This window comes from Nocardia terpenica (assembly GCF_013186535.1).
Lineage (GTDB): Bacteria > Actinomycetota > Actinomycetes > Mycobacteriales > Mycobacteriaceae > Nocardia > Nocardia terpenica.
This window is the reverse complement of record NZ_JABMCZ010000001.1, coordinates 1,163,986-1,188,049: the sequence shown is the minus strand read 5'-3', so window position 1 is coordinate 1,188,049 and position 24,064 is coordinate 1,163,986. Positions and strand designations below refer to the sequence as shown.

27 protein-coding genes are annotated in these 24,064 nt (G+C 67.8%); 14 read left to right on the top strand and 13 right to left on the bottom strand.

What is annotated here, in order from left to right; all coding sequences use genetic code 11:
• Positions 1-129: 129 nt before the first annotated feature.
• Positions 130-1,530 carry an MFS transporter gene (locus HPY32_RS05435; protein WP_067593137.1) on the bottom strand — a complete coding sequence of 467 codons (1,401 nt, stop codon included), beginning with the start codon at positions 1,528-1,530 and terminating at the stop codon, positions 130-132.
• Between the two features lie 99 nt (positions 1,531-1,629).
• Here HPY32_RS05435 and HPY32_RS05430 point away from each other — a divergent pair, with 99 nt between their 5' ends.
• Complete coding sequence (locus tag HPY32_RS05430) at positions 1,630-2,505, top strand: LysR family transcriptional regulator (RefSeq protein WP_067593140.1); 876 nt, start codon at positions 1,630-1,632, stop codon at positions 2,503-2,505.
• Here the strand turns inward: HPY32_RS05430 and HPY32_RS05425 are convergent.
• Entirely contained in the window at positions 2,495-2,644 is a 150-nt protein-coding gene (locus tag HPY32_RS05425) for a hypothetical protein (protein WP_156674672.1), read from the bottom strand. The two genes, HPY32_RS05430 and HPY32_RS05425, sit on opposite strands and share 11 nt — an antisense overlap.
• 207 nt (positions 2,645-2,851) lie before the next feature.
• Here HPY32_RS05425 and HPY32_RS05420 point away from each other — a divergent pair, with 207 nt between their 5' ends.
• From HPY32_RS05420 to HPY32_RS05405, 4 genes are all read left to right on the top strand, one after another.
• Complete coding sequence (locus HPY32_RS05420; RefSeq protein ID WP_067593142.1) at positions 2,852-3,799, top strand: LLM class flavin-dependent oxidoreductase; 948 nt, start codon at positions 2,852-2,854, stop codon at positions 3,797-3,799.
• A 92-nt stretch (positions 3,800-3,891) separates the two neighbouring features.
• Positions 3,892-5,937: a CocE/NonD family hydrolase gene (locus HPY32_RS05415; RefSeq protein WP_067593144.1), complete on the top strand. Its 2,046-nt coding sequence runs from the start codon at positions 3,892-3,894 to the stop codon at positions 5,935-5,937.
• 28 nt (positions 5,938-5,965) lie between these two features.
• Positions 5,966-6,604 (top strand): TetR/AcrR family transcriptional regulator, encoded by a 639-nt coding sequence (locus tag HPY32_RS05410; RefSeq protein ID WP_067593146.1) that lies wholly within the window; start codon positions 5,966-5,968, stop codon positions 6,602-6,604.
• Positions 6,605-6,761: 157 nt separating this feature from the next.
• Positions 6,762-7,298 (top strand): DUF3558 family protein, encoded by a 537-nt coding sequence (locus tag HPY32_RS05405; protein ID WP_171982725.1) that lies wholly within the window; start codon positions 6,762-6,764, stop codon positions 7,296-7,298.
• 55 nt (positions 7,299-7,353) lie between these two features.
• Here the strand turns inward: HPY32_RS05405 and HPY32_RS05400 are convergent, their stop codons facing one another.
• Positions 7,354-7,542 carry a DUF397 domain-containing protein gene (locus HPY32_RS05400; RefSeq protein ID WP_067593150.1) on the bottom strand — a complete coding sequence of 63 codons (189 nt, stop codon included), beginning with the start codon at positions 7,540-7,542 and terminating at the stop codon, positions 7,354-7,356.
• Positions 7,539-8,423: a Scr1 family TA system antitoxin-like transcriptional regulator gene (locus HPY32_RS05395; RefSeq protein ID WP_067593152.1), complete on the bottom strand. Its 885-nt coding sequence runs from the start codon at positions 8,421-8,423 to the stop codon at positions 7,539-7,541. Before HPY32_RS05395 ends, HPY32_RS05400 begins: the two co-directional genes overlap by 4 nt.
• Before the next feature lie 210 nt (positions 8,424-8,633).
• Here HPY32_RS05395 and HPY32_RS05390 point away from each other — a divergent pair, with 210 nt between their 5' ends.
• Both HPY32_RS05390 and HPY32_RS05385 read left to right on the top strand, forming a co-directional pair.
• Positions 8,634-9,017, top strand: a complete 384-nt coding sequence (locus HPY32_RS05390; protein ID WP_067593154.1) for a hypothetical protein — start codon at positions 8,634-8,636, stop codon at positions 9,015-9,017.
• A complete protein-coding gene (locus HPY32_RS05385; protein WP_156674673.1) occupies positions 9,014-9,388 on the top strand; it encodes a hypothetical protein in 375 nt (124 codons plus the stop codon). Before HPY32_RS05390 ends, HPY32_RS05385 begins: the two co-directional genes overlap by 4 nt.
• A gap of 62 nt (positions 9,389-9,450) precedes the next feature.
• On the opposite strand, the gene HPY32_RS05380 is transcribed toward HPY32_RS05385, so the two are convergent.
• Both HPY32_RS05380 and HPY32_RS05375 read right to left on the bottom strand, forming a co-directional pair.
• Entirely contained in the window at positions 9,451-10,071 is a 621-nt protein-coding gene (locus HPY32_RS05380; protein ID WP_171982724.1) for a DUF998 domain-containing protein, read from the bottom strand.
• Between the two features lie 252 nt (positions 10,072-10,323).
• Positions 10,324-10,527, bottom strand: coding sequence for a hypothetical protein (locus HPY32_RS05375; RefSeq protein WP_067593160.1), 204 nt, complete (start codon positions 10,525-10,527; stop codon positions 10,324-10,326).
• A gap of 139 nt (positions 10,528-10,666) precedes the next feature.
• Here HPY32_RS05375 and HPY32_RS05370 point away from each other — a divergent pair, with 139 nt between their 5' ends.
• The gene (locus HPY32_RS05370; protein WP_156674675.1) at positions 10,667-10,870 is read left to right on the top strand and encodes a hypothetical protein; all 204 of its coding nucleotides are present in this window, start codon (positions 10,667-10,669) and stop codon (positions 10,868-10,870) included.
• 12 nt (positions 10,871-10,882) lie between these two features.
• Here the strand turns inward: HPY32_RS05370 and HPY32_RS05365 are convergent, their stop codons facing one another.
• Positions 10,883-11,710 carry an SDR family NAD(P)-dependent oxidoreductase gene (locus tag HPY32_RS05365; protein ID WP_067593167.1) on the bottom strand — a complete coding sequence of 276 codons (828 nt, stop codon included), beginning with the start codon at positions 11,708-11,710 and terminating at the stop codon, positions 10,883-10,885.
• A gap of 123 nt (positions 11,711-11,833) precedes the next feature.
• Between HPY32_RS05365 and HPY32_RS05360 the strand changes: the two genes are divergently transcribed.
• Complete coding sequence (locus HPY32_RS05360; RefSeq protein ID WP_067593170.1) at positions 11,834-12,466, top strand: TetR/AcrR family transcriptional regulator; 633 nt, start codon at positions 11,834-11,836, stop codon at positions 12,464-12,466.
• Between the two features lie 24 nt (positions 12,467-12,490).
• On the opposite strand, the gene HPY32_RS05355 is transcribed toward HPY32_RS05360, so the two are convergent.
• Positions 12,491-13,762: a glutamate-5-semialdehyde dehydrogenase gene (locus HPY32_RS05355; RefSeq protein WP_067593173.1), complete on the bottom strand. Its 1,272-nt coding sequence runs from the start codon at positions 13,760-13,762 to the stop codon at positions 12,491-12,493.
• Positions 13,763-13,812: 50 nt separating this feature from the next.
• On the opposite strand from HPY32_RS05355, the gene HPY32_RS05350 reads away from it, so the two are divergent.
• On the top strand, positions 13,813-14,670 hold the full coding sequence (locus tag HPY32_RS05350) for a ribokinase (protein WP_067593176.1): 858 nt from the start codon (positions 13,813-13,815) through the stop codon (positions 14,668-14,670).
• A gap of 667 nt (positions 14,671-15,337) precedes the next feature.
• Here HPY32_RS05350 and HPY32_RS05345 read toward each other — a convergent pair.
• Both HPY32_RS05345 and HPY32_RS05340 read right to left on the bottom strand, forming a co-directional pair.
• Positions 15,338-16,141, bottom strand: coding sequence for an SDR family oxidoreductase (locus HPY32_RS05345; RefSeq protein WP_067593178.1), 804 nt, complete (start codon positions 16,139-16,141; stop codon positions 15,338-15,340).
• Between the two features lie 396 nt (positions 16,142-16,537).
• On the bottom strand, positions 16,538-17,134 hold the full coding sequence (locus HPY32_RS05340; RefSeq protein ID WP_067593180.1) for a TetR/AcrR family transcriptional regulator: 597 nt from the start codon (positions 17,132-17,134) through the stop codon (positions 16,538-16,540).
• A gap of 188 nt (positions 17,135-17,322) precedes the next feature.
• Here HPY32_RS05340 and HPY32_RS05335 point away from each other — a divergent pair, with 188 nt between their 5' ends.
• The 4 genes from HPY32_RS05335 to HPY32_RS05320 all read left to right on the top strand — a co-directional run bounded on the left by HPY32_RS05335 (position 17,323) and on the right by HPY32_RS05320 (position 21,699).
• Complete coding sequence (locus tag HPY32_RS05335; protein WP_373686598.1) at positions 17,323-18,960, top strand: nitroreductase family deazaflavin-dependent oxidoreductase; 1,638 nt, start codon at positions 17,323-17,325, stop codon at positions 18,958-18,960.
• 142 nt (positions 18,961-19,102) lie between these two features.
• Positions 19,103-19,894 (top strand): IclR family transcriptional regulator, encoded by a 792-nt coding sequence (locus HPY32_RS05330; RefSeq protein ID WP_067593184.1) that lies wholly within the window; start codon positions 19,103-19,105, stop codon positions 19,892-19,894.
• A 94-nt stretch (positions 19,895-19,988) separates the two neighbouring features.
• Complete coding sequence (locus tag HPY32_RS05325) at positions 19,989-21,077, top strand: IS630 family transposase (protein ID WP_231951339.1); 1,089 nt, start codon at positions 19,989-19,991, stop codon at positions 21,075-21,077.
• A 49-nt stretch (positions 21,078-21,126) separates the two neighbouring features.
• Positions 21,127-21,699 carry a PadR family transcriptional regulator gene (locus tag HPY32_RS05320; RefSeq protein ID WP_067593188.1) on the top strand — a complete coding sequence of 191 codons (573 nt, stop codon included), beginning with the start codon at positions 21,127-21,129 and terminating at the stop codon, positions 21,697-21,699.
• Positions 21,700-21,976: 277 nt separating this feature from the next.
• On the opposite strand, the gene HPY32_RS05315 is transcribed toward HPY32_RS05320, so the two are convergent.
• From HPY32_RS05315 to HPY32_RS05305, 3 genes are read right to left on the bottom strand one after another with little or no spacing between them, the layout of a single operon-like run.
• A complete protein-coding gene (locus HPY32_RS05315) occupies positions 21,977-22,645 on the bottom strand; it encodes a class I SAM-dependent methyltransferase (protein WP_171982723.1) in 669 nt (222 codons plus the stop codon).
• Between the two features lie 34 nt (positions 22,646-22,679).
• Entirely contained in the window at positions 22,680-23,099 is a 420-nt protein-coding gene (locus HPY32_RS05310) for an MmcQ/YjbR family DNA-binding protein (protein ID WP_067593191.1), read from the bottom strand.
• A 7-nt stretch (positions 23,100-23,106) separates the two neighbouring features.
• The gene (locus HPY32_RS05305; protein ID WP_067593194.1) at positions 23,107-24,018 is read right to left on the bottom strand and encodes an LLM class F420-dependent oxidoreductase; all 912 of its coding nucleotides are present in this window, start codon (positions 24,016-24,018) and stop codon (positions 23,107-23,109) included.
• Positions 24,019-24,064 lie beyond the last annotated feature (46 nt).

Here is a 24,064-nt window from a genome sequence, read left to right as displayed (position 1 = left end):
CGGTCCTCCTCCGGAAAACGGGCGTGCCCGCACTCCTCCAGCTCCAACCCTCGGGGAACTCCGGTATGCACCGTAAAGTCGCCCACCCATGACGGTACACACCGGTACGGTTTTCGGTCGGCTCGCCGCTCACGTGCCGCGATGACGTGGGGGATCGCCGTCGGGTCGCGGACGGATCGCGGCGACGGTGATGCCGAGGGCGATCAGGTAGCCGATCGCGGCCAGCGTCATCGGAAATCGCAGGTGCGGAAAACTGGCGGATCGTTGAAACGCGGCGCTGCCGAGCAGGGCGACACCGAGCGCGCCGCCGGTCTGGCGGGCGGCGTTGAGCGTGGCGGCACCGAGTCCCGCACGCCGAGATCCGACCGCGGCCAACGCGATTGCGGTCATGGCGGGCATGGCCAGGCCGACACAGCCGAGGATGGCACCGAATACCGCCAGTGCCGCGACGCCGGATCGGTCTCCCCACACGGCGAGCAGGCAGGTCCCGAACAGGCCGCCCGCCAGGCCCGCGATCATGGGCGCGCGGGGGCCGAATCGGGCGGTGATCCGGCCGGAGAACAGCGCCCCGAGCGTCACCACGGCGGTCAGTGGCAGCAGCGCCATGCCCGCGATCGCGGCGGGCCGGTGCAGTGCGCGCTCCAGGAACAGGGTCAGGCAGAACAGCACGCCGTAGAGCCCGAAGTTGAACAGCAAACCCACCCCGGTCACGCCGCTGAAGGCGTTGCTGGCGAACAGTTTCGGCGGCAGCATCGGTTCGGGGACGCGGAATGCGCTCACCACGAAGGCGATACCGGTGCCGACCGCGACCCCGAGCAGTCCCACGACGAGCGGAGCGCGCCAGCCCTGCGTGGCGGTCTGCGTCAGTGCCGCGGTCAGGGCCACCAGCGCCGCGACCGCGAGCACCTGCCCCACGAGGTCGGGCCGCGCCGACCGGCGTGGCGTCTCCTCCACCCGAGCCGCGACGAGGGCCAGCGAGACCGCCGCGATCGGCACGACGACCAGGAATACCGACCGCCAGCCGAGCGCGGCGACGAGCGCTCCACCGACGACAGGTCCCGCGGTCAACCCGATCCCCGAGACGCCACCCCAGATGCCCAGCGCCCGAGAGCGTTGCGCCCCTTCGGGAAAGCGGTGGGCGATGAGCGCCAGCGAACACGGCACCACCGCCGCCGCACCCACACCCTGCCCGGCCCGCGCCGCGATCAGCACCGCGGCGTCGGGAGCGAGGGCGCATACCGCGCTGGCCACCGCGAACAGGGCGGCACCGGCCTGGTAGGTGCGGCGCGCGCCCCAGCGGTCGCCGAGGTTGCCCGCGGTCAGCATGAGGGCGGCGAAGGCCACGGTGTACGCGTTGAGCACCCACTGCACCGTGACGACCGACGCGCCCAGCGCGGTCGCGATGTCTCCGGTGGCGACATTGACGGCGGTGGCATCGAACAGGACCAGAAAGAATCCGAGGCAGATCCCGGTCAGCGCGAGCGCTCCACCGTGCCCGGACCGGGCGGGCGCATTCTGTGCGGTAGCCATCACATCTGTAGCGTGCTACTACGGAAACGGCCTGGTAAATGCGAAAGATTTGCGGTCAGGCTTCGGTAGCGCCGAAGGCTGATTCGGGGTGGAGGGCTTGTGGAGCTGATCGATCTGGAACTGGTGACGGCCGTCGCCGAGACGGGCAGCATTACCCACGGCGCCGCCCGCGCCCGGTTGTCCCTGCCCGCGGCCAGCGGACGGATTCGCGCGCTCGAACGCGCGCTGGGGGTGACGCTGTTCGATCGGGGACGGCGCGGGGTGACGGTGACTCCGGCCGGGCAACTGCTGCTGCGGCACGCCAGGGCCGTCGGTCGTTCGGTCGATCGGCTGCGGGTGGAGCTCGGTGAGTACACGCAGGGGCACGGCGCGACTGTCCGCGTCCAGGCGAATACCGCGGCCACCGCGAGTGTGGTTCCGGCGGTGGCGGTTTCGTTCCTCACCGCGCATCCCGCCGCGCGCATCGATCTGGAGGAGCGGCCGAGCCACCGCATCGTGGCCGCGGTCGCGGAACACCGGGCCGATCTCGGAATCGTCGCGGACAGTGTGGATCTCGGGCAGCTGCACACCCGTGTCCTGCGCCCGGACCCCCTGGTCGTCGTCACCGTCCCGGACGACCCGCTGACCCGAAACCCGACGGTGGCTTTCGCCGATGTCGTCGGCCGCGCCTTCGTCGGCCTGAACCGCTCCGATCCGCTTCAGGAACATGTGGAAAGCCATGCCCGGCCATTGGGAACCCGGCCCACCTACCGAGTTCGCCTGCCGGGCATCGACATTGCCTGCCGCGCCGTGGCGGCGGGAATCGGCATCGCCGTACTCCCCCGCCACAGCATCCAATCCTGGCTCGCCGCAGGCACTCTCGCCGCAGTACCCCTGACCGACCCGTGGGCGGACCGCCGCCTGGTCGTGTGCTACACCGACGACAGGGATCTCTCGGAAACGGCGCGCGCCCTACGCGATCACCTCAGTAGGTGAAACGACGCGCAATGATCGCGGCGTGCAAATCCATCTCCAGCCGCGGCATTTCGTGGATGGTCCGCCCGTGGACGGCCTGCCGATCGATCAGTTCGGTGGCGCGGTCGAGCGGTGGTAGCGCATCGGCCGGACGGAACATGTCCGCGAAAAAAGCCGATTCGGCACTGAGTTTGGTTATCCGGTCTACTATTTGGTGCAATGCGGTAAACATGCGGGTACAAGCCTCTCGTGAAGGTCTCCGTACCGGGTACTCGGCCCCCGTTCGGTCGTACTGTCGTGCGCTGGCCAGGACACAACCGTACGAAGTGGCGGCACAATCCGCATCCGAATTTCCTGGGGGCGCTTGATGGCTTCGAATATTCCTGCCGGTGTGGTGATCTTCCCGCCATCGGTTCGCAGTGTCCTGGAAGCGATTTCGCGGGCCGAAGCGGCCGGGGTCGGCACGGCCTGGGTGCCCTCGTGGCCGATCGGGCCGGACGGATTGGCGATCGCCACCGCGGCGGCGGCCCGAACCAGCAAAATCGGGCTGGCCACGGGAATCTCGATCACCTACCCCACCCATCCACTGGCGCGGGCGAATCAGGCACTGGTCGCGGCCGAGTTGGCGCCGGGCCGTTTTCGCCTGGGCATCGGGTCCGGCCACAAGGTGGTGATGGAGGGCACCTACGGCCTGCCGTTCGGCAAGCCACTGGCGCACTTGCGCGAATACGTCGCGGTCCTACGCGGAATGCTGTGGGACGGGCGGGTCGACATGGACGGGGAGTACTACCGGGTGCACGCCGCGCTGCCGCCGACTGTCACGCCGCCGCGAACGCCGATCGTGCTGGGCGTACTGCGAAAGAACATGCTGCGCTTGGCAGGTGAGATCTCCGACGGCGCAATGCTCACCTCCGCCGGACCCTCCTACATCCGCTCGATCGCCCGCCCCGCGCTGGAGGAAGGCGCGCGACTGGCCCAGCGTCCCCGGCCACCATTGATCGCCGCCTCGCCCATCCTGCTCACCAAGGATTTCGGCGTCGTGCGCCAGGCCGCGCAGGCAGGCTTCGAGCACTTCGCCCGATTGCCCACCTACGGAAAGATGTTCCGCGAAGCCGGTTTTCCCCTCACCGCGGACGGCCGACTCAGCGACGAGCTCATTCACGAAAACTATGTCTACGGCGACGAGGACACGATTCATCGACGCCTGCTCGCTCTGCACGAGGCCGGTGCGGACGAGATCGCGGCCAGCATCCGCCCGCTGACCGACCCCGCTCGGGAGGAAGCCGCGATCCTCGAGATCCTTGCCGGACATTGACTTAGATACCGATCGCTCTCTATCCTGATGCCACCGCGCGGGTACCTGTGATCTTGTGCATAATCGGCACGAAACGGGAAGGGAGACCGGGCATGTCATGGATGACGCGGCTGGTCGCGATGGTTGCTCCGGTGCTGCTCGCGGTTGGTGCGACCGCGGTGGCGAGTGCGGCCGCGCCGGATTTCACCGGGATCGACGGCGGTGGGCAGGCGGCGCAGTGGACGGCGACTCAGGATGGCCCGCAACCGTATTCGGATATCCGGCCCGAGCTGGGCGTTCCGATCACGATGAGCGACGGCACGGTCCTGAAGGGAGACATCTTCCATCCGGCGCAGGGCGACCGGGCGACGACGGACAAAACGCCGACGATCCTCATGGTGACGGCCTACACCCGCACCGGGTTCAATATCGGCCAGGCGCTGCTGAAAATACCTGGGATCGAACAGGTTCTGGCCCCGCTGATCGGATCGGTGAACCTGGCGGGCACCGCGCTGGAGGGCGTCACCGATCTCACCCGACTGGCGGATTCCGGTCTGGCGCAGGCCGCCCTGGGCGACTGGAAACTCGTCCGCGGCGGTTACCGGGTCATGGTCGTGGACGCCCGTGGGACCGGTAACTCGCAGGGCGAGTGGGGAATGTGGGGACCGCGAGAACAGCAGGACACGAACGAGCTGATCGACTGGATCACCAAGCAGCCCTGGAGCGACGGCACGGTCGGGATGACCGGCATCTCCTACAGCGGCCTCAACCAGATCCAGGCCGCCGCCCACCACCCCCCGGGACTGAAGGCGATCTTCCCGCTGGAGGCCAGCGCCGACATCACCGCCAGCCTGCTCAACGGCGGCAGCCTCGTCGCCCCGGCGGCACCGTGGCAGTTGGCGATCAATCTGGCGAAATTCGTTCCCGACATCGAGTCGCTGCTTACCGGAAAGTTCGATCCCGCAACGGAATTGCAGTGGCTGAAAGACCGCCTCGCCAGCCCGCTCAGCCAGATGGACCTCATGGCCAGCGCCTACCTGTCGACCGACACGACGCACCTGAGCCAGAAGGCCAAGGACTTCTTCACCGACGACTCCCCCGTGCGTCGCGCCCTGGCACCGGACGCCGCGACGATCGACGTCCCGACCTTCCTCGTCGGCGGCTGGTTCGACGCATTCGCCCGGGACGAAACCGACACCTACGACAAGATTCCGCTGCCGCCGACCCAGAAGAAGATCATCATGGGCGAGGGCTACCACAGCGGCGCGGGCGTCGGCGGTTTCGGGCACCCGGGTTATCCGCCGCGGCTGGACGTGCTGCAACGGGCGTGGTTCGACAAGTGGCTCAGGGGAATCGACAACGGCATCGATCACTACAGCCCGGTGACGGTGAAGCAGCAGGGCGGCGGCTGGTCGGCCCCGGGCTCGTTCCCCCGCGACGGCATGTCCTACCACCGCCGCTACCTCACCGACGCCCCGACCGGCACCACCCGCACCGCACTGCACGACGGCAGCCTGTCCGGGCAATCGCCGCAGGGCACCACGGACCTGACCGTCTCCCCCGGCGCGGCGGTGCTGTGCTCGCGCGACGCCGCGCAGGCATCGTTCGGCATCACCTCGATTCTCGTTGGCTGCACCCAGGATTCACAGATCCGCGAATCCAACGCGCTGACATTCACCAGCCCACCGGCGACCGAACCGACCCAGATATCCGGCCCGATCGCCGTGCACCTGAATACGGTGCACGAGGCGACGGACGGATTCTGGTCGGTGACCCTCAACGACGTCGCCCCCGACGGGCAATCCCGCGAACTGAGCCTCGGCCAACTGATGTCGTCGCTGCGCGCCATCGACGACACCAAGAGCACCAGATCCCCGAACGGCGACTACACCGACCCGCACTATTACCTCGACCTCGGCAGGCGAGAGCCGACCGTGCCGGGACAGCCGGTCACCCTCGACATCGCCCTGATCCCGACCGACGCGGTGCTGCAACCGGGTCACCGGCTGCGGGTCGACGTGTTCGCGGGCAACGTTCCGGCGGGAATACCTCCCACGCCGCTGCTGCTGGACAGCGGTTTCCGACCGGAGCAGCTGCGCCTGGACCCCAGCGCGCCCAGCTGGATCAACATCCCGACCGATCGGCCGCTGCCGGAATAAGCGATCCCGGCCCGGCCATACTGGTGGGATGTCCAATGCGCAACCGGGCACCAGAACCCAACAGCAGCGCCGGGAGGCGATGGTCGGGCGGCTGATCGACGCCGCCATCGACACCATCGTCGACCACGGCTACTACCGGACCTCGGTCTCGGCCGTCTGCGACCGCGCCGGGGTCTCGGCCGGTGCGCTGTTCCGGCACTTCGACACCCGGCTGTCGCTGATCGCCCGGGTCGCCGAGGAGGTCAGCGGGCGCATTCTGGCGGCATACGCCGCGGCCGGGCAACACCTCCGCGAACAGCCGTCGCCGCTGCGCGCCGGGCTGGCATTCCTGGCCGACGCGGCGGAATCACCCCTGGTCGCGGTATGGCACGAGATGATGGTGGCCGCACGCACCGACGACGAGCTGCGCGCGATGATCGAACCGGCGATCCAGAAGTTCTACAACGGGATTCACACCCACACCGCCGAGATCGGCCTGCTCGACGCCGTCCCGGAGTCCGCGCACGAGCTCGCCCTGTTCTCCATGGTGCACATGTTCTCCGGCGCCGCCCTGACCGGAAGCGTCTATCCCCGACCGGATCTCGCGGCATACCGCATCCCGCTCGCGGAACACTACGTCACCCACACACCCGACCTCGGGGACCTGTCGTACGACATTGAACAATGAACTGTCAAGGATCGAGTTTCTGGGGATTTGCTGTTGTCTACGGTGTGGATAGGCTCGGTGCGGGCGGTCGACCGAGCCCGCTATCCGGAGTGCCACCAACGGTGGTGGTAGAGAAGAGGTTTCGTCCGTGTCGGATAGAGGGAAGTCGATGGGTGCCATGGTTGTGGCCGCCGGTGCTGCGCTGCTGCTCGCGGGGTGTAGCAGCAGTTCCACCGGCGGCCAGCCGACTTCCGGCAACACGAAGGTGACGGCAACCATCACCGCTGCGGCCACCCGGGCCGAAAACACCACGGCCGCAGCCACGCCCGCCGCGCTCTGGGACCCCTGCGAGATATCCGACGCCGATATCGCCAAGCAGGGACTGCTCCCCGCCAGCAAGAAGCGGGACACGAATCAATGCACGTGGGTGTCCACCACGAACAACTTCGACTTGGCGATCGTATCGTCCCGGGATTCATTACAGGACCGGCTACAGAGTGGACGCTACACGGATTTCAGCCCGAAGCCGGTCGGCGGCCGGTCGGGCATCCAATATCGTGCGTCCCAGGATACCAACAAGATTGGCTGCTACATCGGGATTACCGTGCCGAACGGCCTCGCCGAATTCGTGGTGCGCAATCTCCAGCCGGATGCGGACGAGCCGTGCGCCGTGGCGCGGCGGATCGGCGGGGCGCTGGTGGGGTATCTGTCCTGAGCGCTGCGGCGGGAATCTGACCAACCGGCAGGTTGTGGTTCCTGCCGGTGCCGGGTCAGGAGGGGTCGGCGCGGAGGGCGGCGGTGAAGGAATCCCATTCGGCCGCAGTGAAAGTCAGTGCTGGGCCGGTGGGGTTCTTGCTGTCGCGGACTCCGATCGTGTTGGGGGATAAGAAGGCTACTTCGACGCAGTCGCCGGTCGTACTGCTGTAGCTGCTCTTGAACCACTCGGCGGGGATACTCACCGGGGCAACTCCTTTGCGATCTTCGACAAGTATGCGCGAGTCTTGGACACGCTCAGCGCGGACTTCTCGATGTCCGCCCAAGATCGATGATACCTGGACACTTGGTCAGCCTTGTCGAAGTAAAGAGTGCTGCTGACGCCAGATTCTACGTAAACGATGGGAGATTCTGGTTCAACGTCTTTGGCACCACCGAATTCGAGGATCATGAACGGCCCCGTGTCGGTCCCGTGGTAGAGACCGACATCGAAGGGCACGAGGCGGAACCTGACATTGGACAGCTTCGAGGTGGCGAGGATCTGATTCAGCTGCTGTTTCGCCATTTCCGGATCGGCAAGCACTCGGTGAAGCACGCACTCATCGAGAATTACATCCAACTTCGGCTTGGATTCGGTGAGCAGGGTTTGTCTGCTCATTCGAAGCTTTACATATCTCTCTACATTCTCCGGCTCGGTGTCAGGGCTGGTGCTCAGGAGGCTCCTTGCGTAGTCCTCGCATTGCAGCAGGCCAGGAATACGAGCGTTCTGGTACACGAAGAAGGCCGTAGCGGAGCGTTCGAGCGCGATGAACGTGCTCAGCTGAGTGGTCGACTCCACATCACCGATGTCATGCCACCATCCCCGGGCTTCTTCGGCTTCTGCCGCAAGAGCTTTCAACTCTCGCTTGAGAGCAGGCCCAACCCGGTAGATCTCGCAGAGCTTGTCGATGTAGATCGGTTTCAGATTGCACGGCTCACCCTTCAGCATCTTCGACACGGTGGTGTGATGCAGATTGATCTGCTCCGCAACGTCTTTGATGTAGAGACCGGACTCCTTGTGCAGCCTCGACAGGATGTGCGCGACCTGTCGACGCGGAACGGACGGGACGTTCGGCTGTGGTGGCATGGTTGGCCCTCCTCGTCTCTATCAGGGAAAACTGCTGCGCCGTACTGAAACGATTCGTTTTTTCGAAGTGAAGATCTTTTGCGAAAACGGTTGTGGAACTGCGCCGAGAGGTGTGTGCTGACTGTGCGCCCCGAGGTAGCCAACGATAACGCACATCCTCGGCGGCGATGCGTCGAAATTCCAACACACCGAACAGGTTCCGGAGGAGCCATGGCATACACGCATGCCTTCGAGTCGTTGCAGGAGCTCACCACGAGCGCCAAGCCGAGCGCTATCGGCCTCGTCCGCAAGGATGTGTCCGGACCGGATGCGCCCCGGCATGCCGTGGAGGTGCAGCGACATGCGCATTCGCTGGGCTACCAGTACCTCTATACCGTCCGCCCACCTACCGACAGCGATGCTCCCATCGAGTACGCCCTCGGCATGGCGTCAGGGCTGAAGGTCGATGTCATCGTGGTGTACGACCTCGGCCACGTGGACAGCCGCCCCGCCCTGATCTGCGACGCCGGATTCGACCTGGAAACCGTGTGCCCCAAGGGAACTTGGGTACGCTCGACTCCCCCGAGCGCCGGTACCGACGGGCAGGCGGCATGACGAGTGCACCCGCCTGCGGCCTGTGCACGGCCGAGGCATGGAACACGATCTCGAGCATCGTGACAATATGCGCGGCATCGGCGGCGGCCCTGCTTGCCCTCGGCTGCGTATGGCCCCCGCCCCGCCGCCACCGCCCGGGCGCCCACGACCCAACCGGTCGCCGCTGCGAATTGCGTTCCGCCCCATGGCCTATGGAATGGACCTGCACCGCCCCCACCCAGCCGTTCACCCTCACCGACGCCCACCGTTGGATGCAACTCCACCGCGACCACACCTGCGCCCGCAAGCGCGCCGCCTTCGCGGCATTGGTCGCCGCTGGTCGCATCGCCCCGGATTCATCCCGGCCAAAAGCACGCCGGGATGACGAGTAGTGGGCGGCCGGGATGACGAGTAGACAACCGCGAGACCGACTGCGGCGCAGTGCGGCTGCGGTCTACGACGGCACCTTCACCGGCACCCTGCGCAGCGCGGTGATCGCCGCGACCACCGTCCACGCCGTGACCGCGAAGGCCGCGAGTCGTTCCATACCACCCGTGCCGATGAGGGGGCCGTATCCGGGGAAGAACATCACCGCCGACAACACCGCCACGGCGGCGAAGGCGCGAGTAGCGAGCCGTATCCGACCGAACGAGGTGGTCCGCGGTAGAAAACCCGCGCAGACGAGCCCGATATTGCCCAACCCCATGATCAACAGCGCCCCCAGCAGATGAAGGTTCTCGTCGACGTCCGCGGGCATCAGACCCACCACCACCCATCCGGCCGCGCCGACCGCCAGCAGCGCGCGGGCGGCCCGAGACATCGCCGTCCGGCCCCAGAACGCCCCGGTCAGCAGCACTCCCACCAGCAACAGCACCCCTTGGGCGATGAAGGATACGTTCATGACCGCGTGCAGCGGTGAACACACATACCGGGGACGGGATTCGTCCCAGATCCCGCAACCCACATTTCCCAGATCACTGATGTTGTTGGTTGCCCAGCTGTACCGAGTTGTCCACCCGGCCCCCACGACCAGCTGCGCGATCAGAAACTGCGCGGCACCGACCAGCCAAGCCACGGCGCCGATCCTGCCGGTTGCGACACAGTGGGATCGACGTCGATGAAGAGAAAGCCGGTCCCGGTCGTTCATTTTCACGGCATCAAGCTACGGAAACCGACCTGCGGCAAACAGCCTGCCACCGCCCCGATAGCCGGTAGTGCCAGCACCACCGCTCGATACGACACCGAGGACCGGCGGGTCATCGTTTCCAGCTGCGCCGCTGCGCGGCGGTCAGGACGACAACACCGGGGTGCGTGACCCTGACAGTGATCAGGTCAGGGGTCGGTAGGTGAGGAAGGCGGCGATGAAGGCGGTGAGCGCCACGCCGGTGATCGAGAAGACGATGGCTCGAAGCCGTCGGATGCGGCGTGCGCGGTCGGTCCCGTGATTCGGCCGACCGTCTATCCACAGCAGCCAGATCGAGGCATAGGCCGCGACGACGAACACCAGCGCGGCAACAATAAGCCGGACCATGCAAATTCCCCACCCAGTTCGAAGTGTGCCCCACACTAGTGCATTATCCGCCCCACTCAGCTCGGCGGGCGTGGCGTTGGGGTCATGGTGAGTGCTTCGGGGATTGGCGGCGAAGGCGTCGCGGACATGTCTTGCGAGCGTGGATGTTTCGCGGGTGGTGGCGCTCCAGGTGTCGAGGGCGCAATGGAAGGCTGCCCACAGCTGGCGCAGGGTCGCAGAGCTCATCGAGGGTGATGTTGTCGAACCCGCGGTCGGTGAACAGCTCCAGCGCGGTATCGATCAGCGCTTGCCGGGTGCGTTGCTTCTTGCGTTCCAGCAGCGGCAACCGGTCGATCGCGGCTGAGACCGTCCACGTCTAACGGTCGGACAGAAGGCTTTCCGTGAGATTTTCGAGGCGGGCGGCGGCTTCGGGCGAGAAGGGGGTTCCGGTGGTGTCGATCGGGGTGTCCTGCATGTAGGCGGTGAGTGGGGCCGTGGGTGGGTTGTCGAGGTGGTGGAGGATGCGGGTTACGGCGGCTTCGACGGGTTGGCCGCGGTCTCGCATTCCGGCGACCAATCGTGCTGTGGCAGAGTCGTATTGGCCGGTGAAGGCGGTTGCGGTCAGGCCGGGGTGGAGGAGGATGTAGCGGGCTCGGGGGGTGGGGTGGCGGTGGGTGAAGGAGACGGCCAGCAGGTCGTTGAGTTTTCCGGACTGGTGCATGATGGCGTCGGAGTCGTAGTGATGGGCGAATTGCAGGTCGTCCCAATTGATTTCGGATAGGTTGCCGCCGGGACCGGCCAAATTGAGGATCACCGGTGTGGTCGCTCGGTCCAGGTTCGGCGCCAGGGCGTGGCCGAACAGGTAGCGGCTCAGGTAGAACAGGGCGAAGGTCGCCTCGAAGCCCTCGGTGGTAACGAAGCGGTTCGCGCGGAAATACCGCGCGGCCAAGACGAGGGTGTCGATGACCGGGTGGTCGGCCGCGATGCGGGTGAGTATCCGGCGGTTCTCCGATACCAGGCTCAGGTCGGCGCGGAGGAACTCGGCGCGGTCGGCGGCTCCGAGTTCGGTGGCGGCGGCCAGGACGGCTCGGCCCTTGGACTCGTTGCTGCCCAGGATGATTACCCGGTCGCCGCGCCGCAGGTGGGTGAGCGCGAGCGCCTTCCCCATGCCGTCGGTTCCGCCGGTGATGACCACGGTCTTCACGGTGTTCTCCTCATGCTCGATGAACTCTGTGGACTATCCATCCAGACTCACGAGTCTAGAACGAAAGACCCACAAAGTAGACTCGTGAGTTCAATCACCAAGACTTCGAGGTATATTCGACCGATGACCACGGCGAACTCCCGATCGGCCTCGACGCGCGGGCGCATCGACAAGCAGCGTGCCGTCATGACCGCGGCGCTGACGGTCTTCGCACGCGTCGGGTACGCGCAGGCCCGGGTGGATGACATCGCGGCCGAGGCCAAGGTCGCCAAGGCCACCGTCTATAGCCACTTCGGCGATAAGGAGACGCTGTTTCGCCAAGCGGTGCAAGCACTTTCGGATACCGCCCTGGCCGCCAACCTCGCCGCCATCGAGCAGTTGACCGATGGCGACGAGCTGCCCGCCCGGCTCCGCGAGGTCGGATTGCAACTGGCACAGTGCTATTGCGCCGAGGAGGCGCGCGCCCTGCGGCAGCTGGTCTGCGCTCAGGCCGCGCGGTTTCCCGACCTGGTCGATATCGTGACCGGGGTGCAGCACCGCGCGGGGCGGGCCCTGGCGGACCGGCTCGCCCGGCTGTCGCTGAGCGGCAGGCTGCGCATCCAGGACCCGGAGCTGGCGGCCGCGCATTTCACGGCGCTGCTCATCGGGCCGCTGGATACGCAGTCCCGGTTGGGGACTCGCGTTGTTCCCGATACCGAGCTGCGGGCGCTCACCGACTCCGCGGTGGACACCTTTCTCCGGGCATTCGGGCAATAACGCTGCACCGCACCGATAGTCGGCTCAGACCGGGCGAATCTGCCCGTCTCCCCAGACGATCCACTTCGTGGAGGTCAGTTCCGGCAGGCCCATCGGGCCGCGGGCGTGCAGCTTCTGGGTCGAGATGCCGATCTCCGCGCCGAAGCCGAACTGCTCGCCGTCGGTGAAGGCGGTGGAGGCGTTGACCATGACGGCGGCGGCGTCGACCCGGCTGCTGAACTCGCGGGCGGCCGACAGGTCGGCGGTGACGATGGCCTCGGTGTGGCCGGTGCCCCAGCGGGTGATGTGGTCGACGGCGGCGTCCAGGTCGTCGACGACCTTCAGGGCGATATCGAGGGACAGGTATTCGTCGGCCCAGTCCTCGTCGGTGGCCGGGACCAGGCCGGGCAGGTCGCCGTGGATGGTGACGCCCGCCCGCTCCAGCGCGGCGGTGAGCCGGGGCACCGCGGTATCGGCGACGGCCTTGTCGATCAGGACCGTCTCGGCGGTATTGCAGACGCTCGGGCGGCGGGTCTTGGCATTGATCAGGATGGATTCGGCCATATCCAGATCGGCGGCGGCGTGCACGTAGACGTGGCAGTTGCCGGTGCCGGTCTCGATGGTCGGGACCTGCGCGTCGCGGACCACGGCATTGATCAGGCCCGCGCCGCCGCGCGGGATGACCACGTCGACCAGGCCGCGGGCCTGGATGAGGTGGGTGACGCTGGAGCGGTCCTCGCTCGGCAGCAATTGCACGGAGTCTTCCGGAAGGCCCTGTGCCGCAAGCGCTTCCCGGAGCACGGCGACCAGGGTGGCATTGGATTTCGACGCCGAGGACGAGCCGCGCAGCAGGGCCGCATTGCCGGATTTGAGGGTCAGGCCGAAGGCGTCGACCGTGACATTCGGGCGGGCCTCGTAGACCATGCCGACCACGCCCAGCGGCACCCGCACCTGACGGGTCTCCAGACCGTTCGGCAGCGTCGAGCCGCGCACCACCACGCCGACCGGGTCCGGCAGGCCCGCGACCTGACGCAGGCCCGCGGCGATGCCGTCGACGCGGGAATCGGTGAGGCGCAAGCGATCCAGCAGTGAGGCGCCGGTGCCCGCGTTCTCGGCGTGCAGCAGGTCGGCGGCATTGGCCGCGAGGATCCGGTCCTTCGCCGCGAGCAGGGCATCGGCGGCGGCGTGCAGGGCGGTGTCCTTCTGGGCGGTGGTCAGCTGGGCGAGCGTCCGCGACGCTACCCGGGCCCGGCGCGCCGCGTCGTGCACCACCGCGCGGACGTCGTCCTGGCTGGTGGTGGCAGTGGGAGCAGTCATGGCCACCAGCCTACTGACCGCGGCCGGACGAATCCGGCTACCGTGCCCGTATGGCACGAATCGTGGTGGTGGGCAGTATCGGCATGGATCTGGTGACGACGACCGGCAAGCGGCCGGAGCCCGGGGAGACGGTGCTCGGCACCGGATTCGAGATGGTGCCCGGCGGGAAGGGGTCCAACCAGGCCATCGCCGCGCGGCGGGCCGGGGGCGAGGTGGAGTTCGTGGGCGCGGTCGGCGACGACCGTTTCGCCCCCGACTTGCGGCGGGTACTCTCCGACGCCGGAGTCGGGGCCGAGCGACTGCGGTCACTGGACGGCTCGTGCGGAATCGCCGCGATCGTGGTCGACTCGGCCGGGGAGAACAGCATCGTGGTGGTGCCGGGCGCGAACGGGCGAATGACGGATTTGACCGCCGAAGACCTCGACACCATCGCCGCGGCCGATATCCTCATGTGCCAGTTGGAGATTCCGGCCGAAACCGTACTGGCCGCCGCCCGCCACGCCCACGCCCACGGGACCGTGGTGTTGCTGAACCCTTCTCCCGTGCAACAGCTTCCGCCGGAGTTGTGGGAGGTCGTGGATATCGCGGTGGTTAACGAAGGCGAAGCCGAGCAACTGAGCTCCGCGCTGGATACCGTTGCGCACCTGGTGATCACCCGCGGCGGCGACGGCGCGACCTACCGCGGCCCCGACGCGAACCTGAGCCACCCCGGCGTCCACGTGGACGTAATCGACACCACCGGCGCAGGCGACGCCTTCACCGGCGCCTTCGCCGCCCACTGGCACGAGGGCCCCACCACCGCCCTCGCCTGGGGCTGCACCGCAGGCGCCCTCGCCACCACAAAACTCGGTGCCAGCGCGTCAATTCCGAATCGGACCGACATCGAGAGGCTGCTTGCCGAGCAGTAAACGGCCCTCGGCGCGCGCCACCTCTACGCCTCCGGCGCGCACCACCCTCCAAGGCCCCGCGTACGTCGCCCCGCGGTCCCGACATACGCCACCTCCACGGCACGACCCCGGCGCGCACCACCCCATGGCCCCGGCGCACCCCACCTCCACGGCCCCGGCGCACCCCACATCCATGGCCCCGGCGCACCCCACCTCCATGGCCCCGGCGTGCTCTTGGCCGGGGCCTAGCGAGATTCCGGCCAAAAGCACGCCGGAATCACAGGGCTGAGGCTTGCTCGGCGGCGACAGTTTGAACGCCCATGGGGCTCAGCGGGATTGGTCGGCGTTCGCGGGTACCCACTGGGCGAAGCTCGTGCTCCACCTCCACGTCCCCGGCGCACTCCACATCCATGGCCCCGCGCACGCCACCTGCACGGCCCCGGCGCACTCCACCACCACGACCCCGCGCACGCCACCACCACGACCCCGCGCACGCCACCACCACGACCCCGCGCACTCCACCACGACCCCGCGCACGCCACCACCACGACCCCGGCGTGCTTTTGGCCGGGGCCTAGCGAGATTCCGGCCAAAAGCACGCCGGAATCATGGGTTGAGGCTTGCTCGGAGGTGGGAGGTTGATGGGGTTGAGGCTTGCACGCAGGGGGCGGCTGAATGGCGCTGGGGCTCAGCGGAATTGGTGGGCGTTGGTGGTTGCCCATTGGGCGAAGGTTGTGCCTGGGTGGCCGGTGAGGTCGGGGACCGTGGTGGTTGGTTGTAGGGGGTGGTCGACCATTGTGCGTAGGCCGTCTACGTACCAGGTGGCGAAATCGCCCATGTGCGGGGTTAATTGGGCGATGGCCTCGTCGTGGGGGATGGTGACGAAGGTGAGGGGGCGGCCCAGGGCCTGGGCGAGGTGGTCGAGTTGGGTGGCTCGGGTGATGGTTTCGGGGCCGGTCAGGGTGTAGGAGGCGTGGGAGTGGCCTTCTTGTAGTAGGACCGTGGCGGCTACGCGGGCGATGTCGTCCATGGCTATGGGGGTGTTGCCCGAATCCGGGTACGGTTCGCGGACCTCGCCGGTGGCGCGGATCTGGTCGGCCCACTGGGTGCTGTTCTCCATGAATTCGCCCGCGAACAGGTGGGTCCAGTCCAGGCCGGAGTTCTGGACCGCCTCCGCGATCGGCCACCAGTGATTGGACTCGTCGCCGGACAGGTCGACGATGCGGCCGATCCCGGCCGACCGCGCGATCTGGACGACCTCGGCCGCGGTGGGCAGATGCGGGGCCAGATACATGCGGTCGACCCCCTCGAATGCCGCGGGTAGCGACGACACGCGCCCCAGATAGCCCCGCACCACCTCGACCTCCGGCGGCAGGTCGGCACGCTCGGGATGGTTCGCCAGTGCCCGAATGTCGTCCGCCCCCGCCGCGATCAGATGATCGACGACCTTCCTGCCGATATTGCCGCTCGCACCCGTCACCAGAATTTTCATGCCCCGAAGCTACCCTCCGGCGGGCGCTACGTGCACATGGAAATTTTGGTGAATTACGTTGCAGCGCAACGTACATATGCGTTCGGAGCAGATATCGAGAGATGCGCAAGCCCGGGAAAATCGGGGCGTTCGGCGGATATGAGCAGAGGCCCTGCTCGTCATTCCGGCGTGCTTTCGGCCGAGATCTGCTGCGGCAGGGTGGATTCCGGCCAAAAGCACGCCGGAATCACAAGGAGGACTCACGCCGGAATCACGAGGAGGACTCATGCCGGAATGACGAGGAGGACGCACGCCGGAAGCACCAGCAGGACGCACGCCGAAATGACGAAGAGGACGCACGCCGGAAGCACCAGCAGGACGCACGCCGGAATGACGAGGGGACTTTCGAATACGCGCTCAGTCGGTGGTCGCCGGTTCGGCGGCCGGGCGCGTCGGCCGGGCGTACTGGGCAACCAGGGCCGCCATCTGCTTGCTGACCCGCTCGAGCGGGGCGACCGAGCGGGCGGCCAGTGACATCACCACCGCGCCCTCCACCGCCGCGACGATGGTGGTCGCCAGCGACTCGGCCACCTCGGCCTCCACCTGTTCGGCCTCCAGTCGCTCGGTGAGGATCCGTTCCCAGTCCGCGAATGTCTCCCCCGCCGCCTCGGCCGCGTCCGGGGACTCGGAGCGGCCCAGGGCGGCGGCCACGATCGGGCAGCCCGCGGCGAAGTTGCTCGATACCAGCACCTCGCGCCACATGGCCGGGAAGGCGGCGATGCACGATGCCAGGTCGGCCTCGGCGATGACCCGGCGGTACAGCCCGCTCGCCGCCCGGCCCGCGGTGCGGGTGGCCTCGGCGATGAGCTCGGCCTTACCGCCCGGGAAGTTCAGATACACCGACCGCCGGGAAATGCCGCTGTGCTCCAGCAGGTCGGCGATGCCGGTACCCGCGACACCGTGCCGCCGCATCAGCTCCACGGCACTGTCGATCAGCCGATCCCGGGCTCCCATCTGGACTCCTATCCCCGAAGATTCCGTCGTTCTACCCTACCCTTGCCGTAGACCGATCGGTGTACTAGCGTGCCTGCTAAACCAATCGGTCTACCTACCGGGTGGTTCGCGGCGACCTTGGAGGCACGATGGCGAGTTTGCATAATTCTCTTACGCTTCCCTGCGGGCAGGTGCTGCCCAATCGGATCATGAAATCGGCGCTCAGCGAGGGGCTCGGGAATGCCGAGCATGCGCCCGACGATCGGCTGCCCCGGCTCTACAGTCGGTGGGGCGCGGGAGGATTCGGGCTGATCGTCACCGGGAATGTGATGGTCGATCGGACGCAGCTCGGGGAGCCGGGCAATGTGGCCATCGAGGACGAGCGCGATCTGGATGCGCTGACCCGGTGGGCGAAGGCCGCCCGGGAGGGGGGCACGCCGGTGTGGATGCAGTTGAATCATCCGGGGCGGCAGGGCAATCCGCTCGCGTCCCGGCGTCGCACGGTGGCGCCCTCGGCCATCGCACCCGGCATTCCCGGGCTGCCCGCGCCCCGCGCGCTGACCGAGGCGGAGATCGTCGACATCATCGCCCGGTTCGGCACGGCCGCGCGGGTCGCCGAGGCCGCCGGTTTCAGCGGCGTGCAGGTGCACGGCGCGCACGGCTACCTGGTGTCGCAGTTCCTGTCGCCGCTGGCGAATCGGCGCACCGACGGGTGGGGCGGTGATCCGCAGCGCCGGATGCGATTCCCGCTGGAGGTGGTGCGCGCGATCCGGGGCGCGGTATCGCCGGGGTTCGCGGTCGCGATCAAGCTCAACTCCGCGGATTTCCAGCGCGGCGGGTTCACCGAGGACGAGTCGCGGGCGGTGGTGGAGCGGCTGTCCGCCGAGGCGCTCGACCTGATCGAAATCAGCGGCGGCAGTTACGAATCCCCGGCCATGATGGGCCGCCCGCGCACGGCATCGGACAGCACGCGCGCCCGCGAGGCATACTTTCTGGAGTACGCGGAGACGGTGCGGCAGGCCGCGGGCGCGGTGCCGCTGGCGGTCACCGGCGGGTTCCGTTCCCGCGCCGCGATGTCGGACGCGATCGAATCCGGGGCGTGCGATGTGGTCGGCGTCGGCCGTCCCAGCGCCGTATTCCCCACCGCCGCAGACGATCTGCTCTCCGCCCGCACCGATGCGCTACGCCCGCCGCACATTACGGTCGGCCTGCGCGGGCGGCTGGGCGCCAGCAGTAGCGTCAAGACCTTCGACGGCGCCGTGGATCTGCAATGGCATACCGACCAATTGCACCGCCTCGGTTCGGGACTGGAACCCGACCCCAACCGCTCCCCGTGGCGGACGGCGGTGACCATGGTGCGCCGCAACGGTTTCGACGCCCTCCGGCCCAAGCGCGGCGCGGCGGGCGGGACGAACAAGGATCGGCTGGCCCGAAAGTTCGTCGTCGAACGAGCCGTCAACCGGTATGTCGCCAACCCGACCTTCCGCGCACTCGACCGCATCGGCGTGCGCACCACGTTCGCCACGGAATTGGAGACGATCGGGCGCAAGAGCGGGCAGCCGCGGCGGGTGCCGGTGACGGTGCTGTTCGATCACGAGGGCGCGTGGGTGATCTGCCAGCACGGAAAGCGGTCGGGGTGGGGGAGCAATATCGCCGCGCATCCGGAAGTGCGCGTGCGCCAAGGCAACCGGTGGCGCACCGGCACCGCCGAGTTCCTGCCCGACGACGATGTGGTGGCCCGCGCCCGCACGTTCGCCCCGCATCCGCGGCTCGCGCCGCTGACCGCGGCCGGTTTCGCGGCATTGCAGACCACGCCGATCACCGTGCGGATCACCTTCACCGACTGACCAGCGTCCGTGGCACATACGTAGTTCTACCGATTCGCGACGGGCCGCACGCGGGCCACTGTGACTGGAGACACAAAGCCCTGAACCCGTGCATGCCTAGTCGGAATACTCCTAGACTGCATATGAGCCAACGGAGGTACATATGACCGTCACCGTGCTGTCCTCCGGGGGCCGCACCGCGGCGAGCCCGGTCTCGATGATCGAGCGGATGACCCTCATCCTCGACGCGTTCGACGCCACCACACCCACCCTCACGCTGCTGGAACTCGTTGAGCGGACCGGGCTTCCGCGCTCGACGGTGCATCGCATCCTCGATCAGATGATCCGGCTGCGCTGGCTGGCGCACACCTCCGGCGGCTACCGGCTCGGCATGCGGACCCTCGAGCTGGGCGGGCTCACCGCCGACCACAACGAGATCCGCGAGGCGGTCAGCCCGCTGCTGCACGAGCTGGCCCAGCGCACCGGACTGGTCGGGCACCTGGCGGTGCTCGACGGCCGCGACGTGATCTACCTGGACAAGGTCGGGGGCCGGTTCGGCGCGACGCTGCCGACCCGGCTGGGCGGCCGGATGCCCGCGCACGCAACGGCTCTGGGCAAGGCGATGCTGGCCGCGCTGGACCCGGCCATCGCCGAGGCCGCGGTGCGGGGGAAATTGACCCGCCTGACCCCGCGCACCCTCTGCGATACCGACGCCCTGCAGCGCGAGCTCGGCCAGATTCGGTTGCGGCAGGGCGTCGCGATCGACCGGGAGGAGGCCGTCACCGGAATCGCCTGTGTCGCAGCGCCGTTACGCGGGCGCGGGATGCCGCCCGCGGCGCTGTCGCTGTCGGGGCGGGCCGAGTCGATGGGTTTCGATCGGCTGGCGCGGGTGGTGCTGGAGGTCGCGCACGAGGCCGCGCGGACGCTGTTTCCGCGGCGGGTGCGGTGGCACTAGTGCCTCGTCCGGAAAGGTTGATGCGTTAATCGTCGGGGTGTCGGGTTGCTCGCCACTGGTCGGCCGGTGATGCTGCCTGGCGGAGGTGGTGCCGGTGGCTCGGAAGCCGGATGTGTTCGTCAGAGCGGTGACCCCGCAGGAGGGTCGCAAGCTGGCCCAGATCGCCCGGCGCAGCAAGCAACCAGTGCGGATGCGGCGGGCGGTGGTGGTGATGGCCTCGGCGCAGCATCAGCCGGTCGGGTTCATCGCGAAGCTGATGCAAGTATCGGAATCGTATGTGCGGCAAGTGATCCACGATTTCAACGAGAAGGGCTTCGAGGCGCTCGACCCAAAATGGAGAGGGGGCAGACCGGCGAAGACCGATCAGGCGATGCGTGATCGGATCTGTCGGATCGCCCGGTGCTGCCCCCTCGATCTAGGCTGGCCGTTCACGACGTGGAGCCTGTCGAAACTGCGAGAGGTATTGGCGGTCAACAGGATCGCCGAAATCAGCCGCGAGACGCTGCGCAGGATCCTGAAGGCCGGTGGGGTGTCGTGGCAGGCTACCAAAACCTGGAAGGCCAGCAACGATCCCGAGTTCACCGAGAAGATGAACCGGGTGCTCGACCTCTACGACCATCCACCCGCAGACGGGCGCGTGATCTGTGTGGACGAGTTCGGTCCGTTGAATCTGCAGCCGCGGCCCGGTCGCGGCTGGTTCACGCGTCGCCGGCCCAAGCGGCTGCGAGCGACCTACAACAGAACCCAAGGCGTGCGGCACATGCTCGGCGCCCTGGACCTGCGCAGCGGGCAGTTGTACTACCGGATCCGTGACCGCAAACGCTGGACCGAATTTCTGGCCTTCCTCAAGACCTTGCGGGCCCGCTGGGCGGGCGAGAAGTTGTACCTGATCTGCGACAACTACTCGGTCCACAAACGGCGTGAGGTGCGAGAGTGGTGCGCCGCCAACCAGATCGAGTTGGTGTTCCTGCCGACCTACTCCTCATGGCTGAACCGCATCGAATGCGAGTTCGCCGCCCTGCGCTACTTCGCGCTGAACGGTACCGATCACCGCAGCCATGACGAGCAGGACGCGGTCATCGGCGACTACATCCGCTGGCGTAACCAGCACGCCGGACCTGTCCGCAACTTCGCTGTCGGCTCCAAGATCCGGCGACCCGATTACCTACCGAAGGTTGCGTGACAAGGCACTAGGTCCCGATCGGCATAATTCCGAGCGATATAGTGCCCAGATGACAGCGGGCCCCGATCTGCCGACCACCTCGTGGGCCGTGCTCGGAATGCTCTCGCACACCGGCGAATCCTCCGGCTACGACCTGAAGAAGGTGGCCGACGGCAGTTTGCAGATGTTTTATTGGAGCCCGTCGTTCAGCCAGATCTACGCCGAGCTCAAGCGCCTGGAGGGATGCGGCTTCGTGACCTCGCGGCCGGTGGTGTCCGACGACGGCCTGCGCGGCAAGCGCATGTATTCGATCACCGCCAGCGGCCGGGAGGCGGTGGCGCACTGGGTGAACCACTCCCCCGTCGAGGCCCCGGTCCTCAAACACAGCGTCCTGCTGCGCGCCTGGCTGAGCCACCTCGCCGAGCCGGACCGCCTCCGCGACATCCTCTCCGAACACATCGCCTACGCCGAAACCATGCGCCGCCGCGCCGAATCCGACGCCGCGGCCGCCGCCGCCGAACCGACCGTCCCCGGCGCCGTCCTGCGCTGGTGCATCCGGCACTACGAGGCGGAACGGGATTTCGCGGCGGAATTGCTCGCGGATCTGGAAAGCCAAGTGCTGCGGGATCGTCCGGCGAGTTGAATGCCCGACCCCGTATCCCTTGATTCCGGCGTGCTTTTGGCCGGAATCTACCGAGAGATCCCGGCCAAAAGCACGCCGGGATCATGAGGGAAAGCACCGGGACCATAAGGGGAAAGCGCCGGGACCAGGAGCGGAGCGCACCGAGACCAGGACGGAAGCGCACCGAGACCAGGACGGAAGCGCACCGAGACCAGGACGGAAGCGCACCGAGACCAGGACGGAAGCGCACCGGGGCTATGACGGGAACGCACCGGGATCTCCCGGCGGGTGGGCGGGGTCAGAGGCGGCGGAGGCGGGTTAGCCAGGCGGATACGTCTACGGTGCCGTCGGGGTTGGGGGTGATGGTGGCGCGTTCCTCGGCGGGGAGGGCGGGGGTCAGTCGGCCTCGGTAGGTGGAGGGGTGGAGGGATTCCAGGTGCCAGCCGGTGGTGAAGGATTCGCGGATGAGGGTGTCGCTGATGCGGGGGCCGAAGCCGGGGTCGGCGTCGGAGAGGGACAGGATGTGGACCAGGCCGCCGGGCTTGCACAGGGTGTGCAGGGCCTTGACGTAGGAGGCGCGGCGGGCGGGGTCGTCGAGGAAGACGTGGAACAGGGCGCTGTCCACGATGGTGTCGAATTCGCCCAGCTCGGCGGCGTATTCGGGATCCTCGCCCGCCCGCACCATGTCGGCCACCCGGAACCGGGCGGCGGGCACGTCGTGGGCGGCGGCATTGCGGCGGGCGTAGTCGACGGCGCTCGGGGACAGGTCGACGCCGAGGACGTCGTAGCCGAGCCGGGTGAGCAGGATGGTGTGCTCGCCCGCGCCGGCGCCGGGGTCGAGCACCCGGCCGCGGATCCAGCCGTCGCGCTCGAGGTCGACGATGGCGCGCTGCGGCTCGCCGATCACCCAGGGCGCGGTGTCGTTGTCGTAGACGGTGTTCCAGAACTCCGGGGCTGCCTGTGTCATGTCATCGAGTCTGAAATATCAACCGTACTCGAGGTCAAGACGGTCGGAGCCGATGCTCCGCGAGCCACCGCCGCGCCCGCGCCGCCGAGGCCCGACACAGCCACGCATCCTGGATCACCTCGGTCAGCTCGTCCAGGCCCAGTTCGCGAATCCGGCTCCCGCGCACCAGGACCGACAGGTGCCCGTCGAAGTGCGCGGTGGTGAAGAACGGTGAATCGGGATCCTGCACCAGCGCCAGTTTGTCCGATTCCGAGGGCACCCAGATCACGATGACGTCACCGTACCGCTCCCCCGTGTCCGGATCGACGGCGTCCGGGCGCGGGGTGCGGAAGAAGACGAACGACTTGCGGCCCACCTGGTAGACGGGATTGTCCTGCGGGCCGTACTCCACCGTGACGTGCGGCATGGCCGACGCCACCTCGTGCACGTCCTGCACCCGCGCCCGGCGTGCCATGGCCGACTCAGTCCGCGAGCCCGACGAGCAGTTCGCGGGTGCGGGTCGCGGCGTCTCCCCCGGCGAAGATCGAGCCGACGAATTCGGTGGCGCCCGCGGCGAAGATCTCCCGGATGCGCGCGGTCACCTGCTCCTCGGTGCCGATGATGGCGACATCCTCCGGCGCCGCGACGCCCTCGCGGTCCAGCATCGCCCGGTACGACGGCAGCGTGCCGTAGATCTCGAACACCGAGGCCGCGTGCGCGCGAGCGCGTTCGGAGTCGTCGGTGACCAGGATCGGCAGCGCGCACACGATGCGCGGCGCGGGCCGCCCGGCCTCGGTGGCGGCGGCGGTGATGGTCGGCGCGATGTGCTCGGCGATGGTGCGCGCGCCCGTCATCCACAGCATGGTGCCGTCGGTGCGGCGGCCCGCCAGCTTCAGCATGTGGGTGCCCATCGCCGCGAGCACGACCGGGATGGTCCCGGCGTCCGGACTGGTCAGGGCGAGGTTGGCGCGCAGCGTCTCTCCGGTGTAGGACACCGGTTCGCCCGCCAGCAGCGGCAGCAGCACCTCCAGATACTCCTTCATGTGCCGCGCCGGGCGGTCGAAGTCGTAGCCGAACATGTCCTCGATGACGAACTTGTGCGACAGCCCCAGCCCCAGCGTGAGCCGCCCCGGCCCCACCGCCAGCGCCGTGGTGCGGGCCTGCTGGGCCAGCGTGCCGGGGTGGCGCGGGTAGCTGGGCACGATGCCGGTGGCGAGCTCGATGCCCGGCACCCGGCTGCCCGCCAGCGCCAGCGCGGTGAGCGCGTCGAGGCCGAAAGTGTGCGGGAGCCAGGCGGATTCGAAGCCCGCGTCGGCGGCGCGGCGCAGGTCGTCGGTCAGGCGCTCCAGCGCATCGGGTTCGGTCGATTCTCCGAGCATGATGCCGATCCGCACGGTTGGTCTCCTCGCTTCGTCGGGTTGGGCGCAACCTATGGTCTGT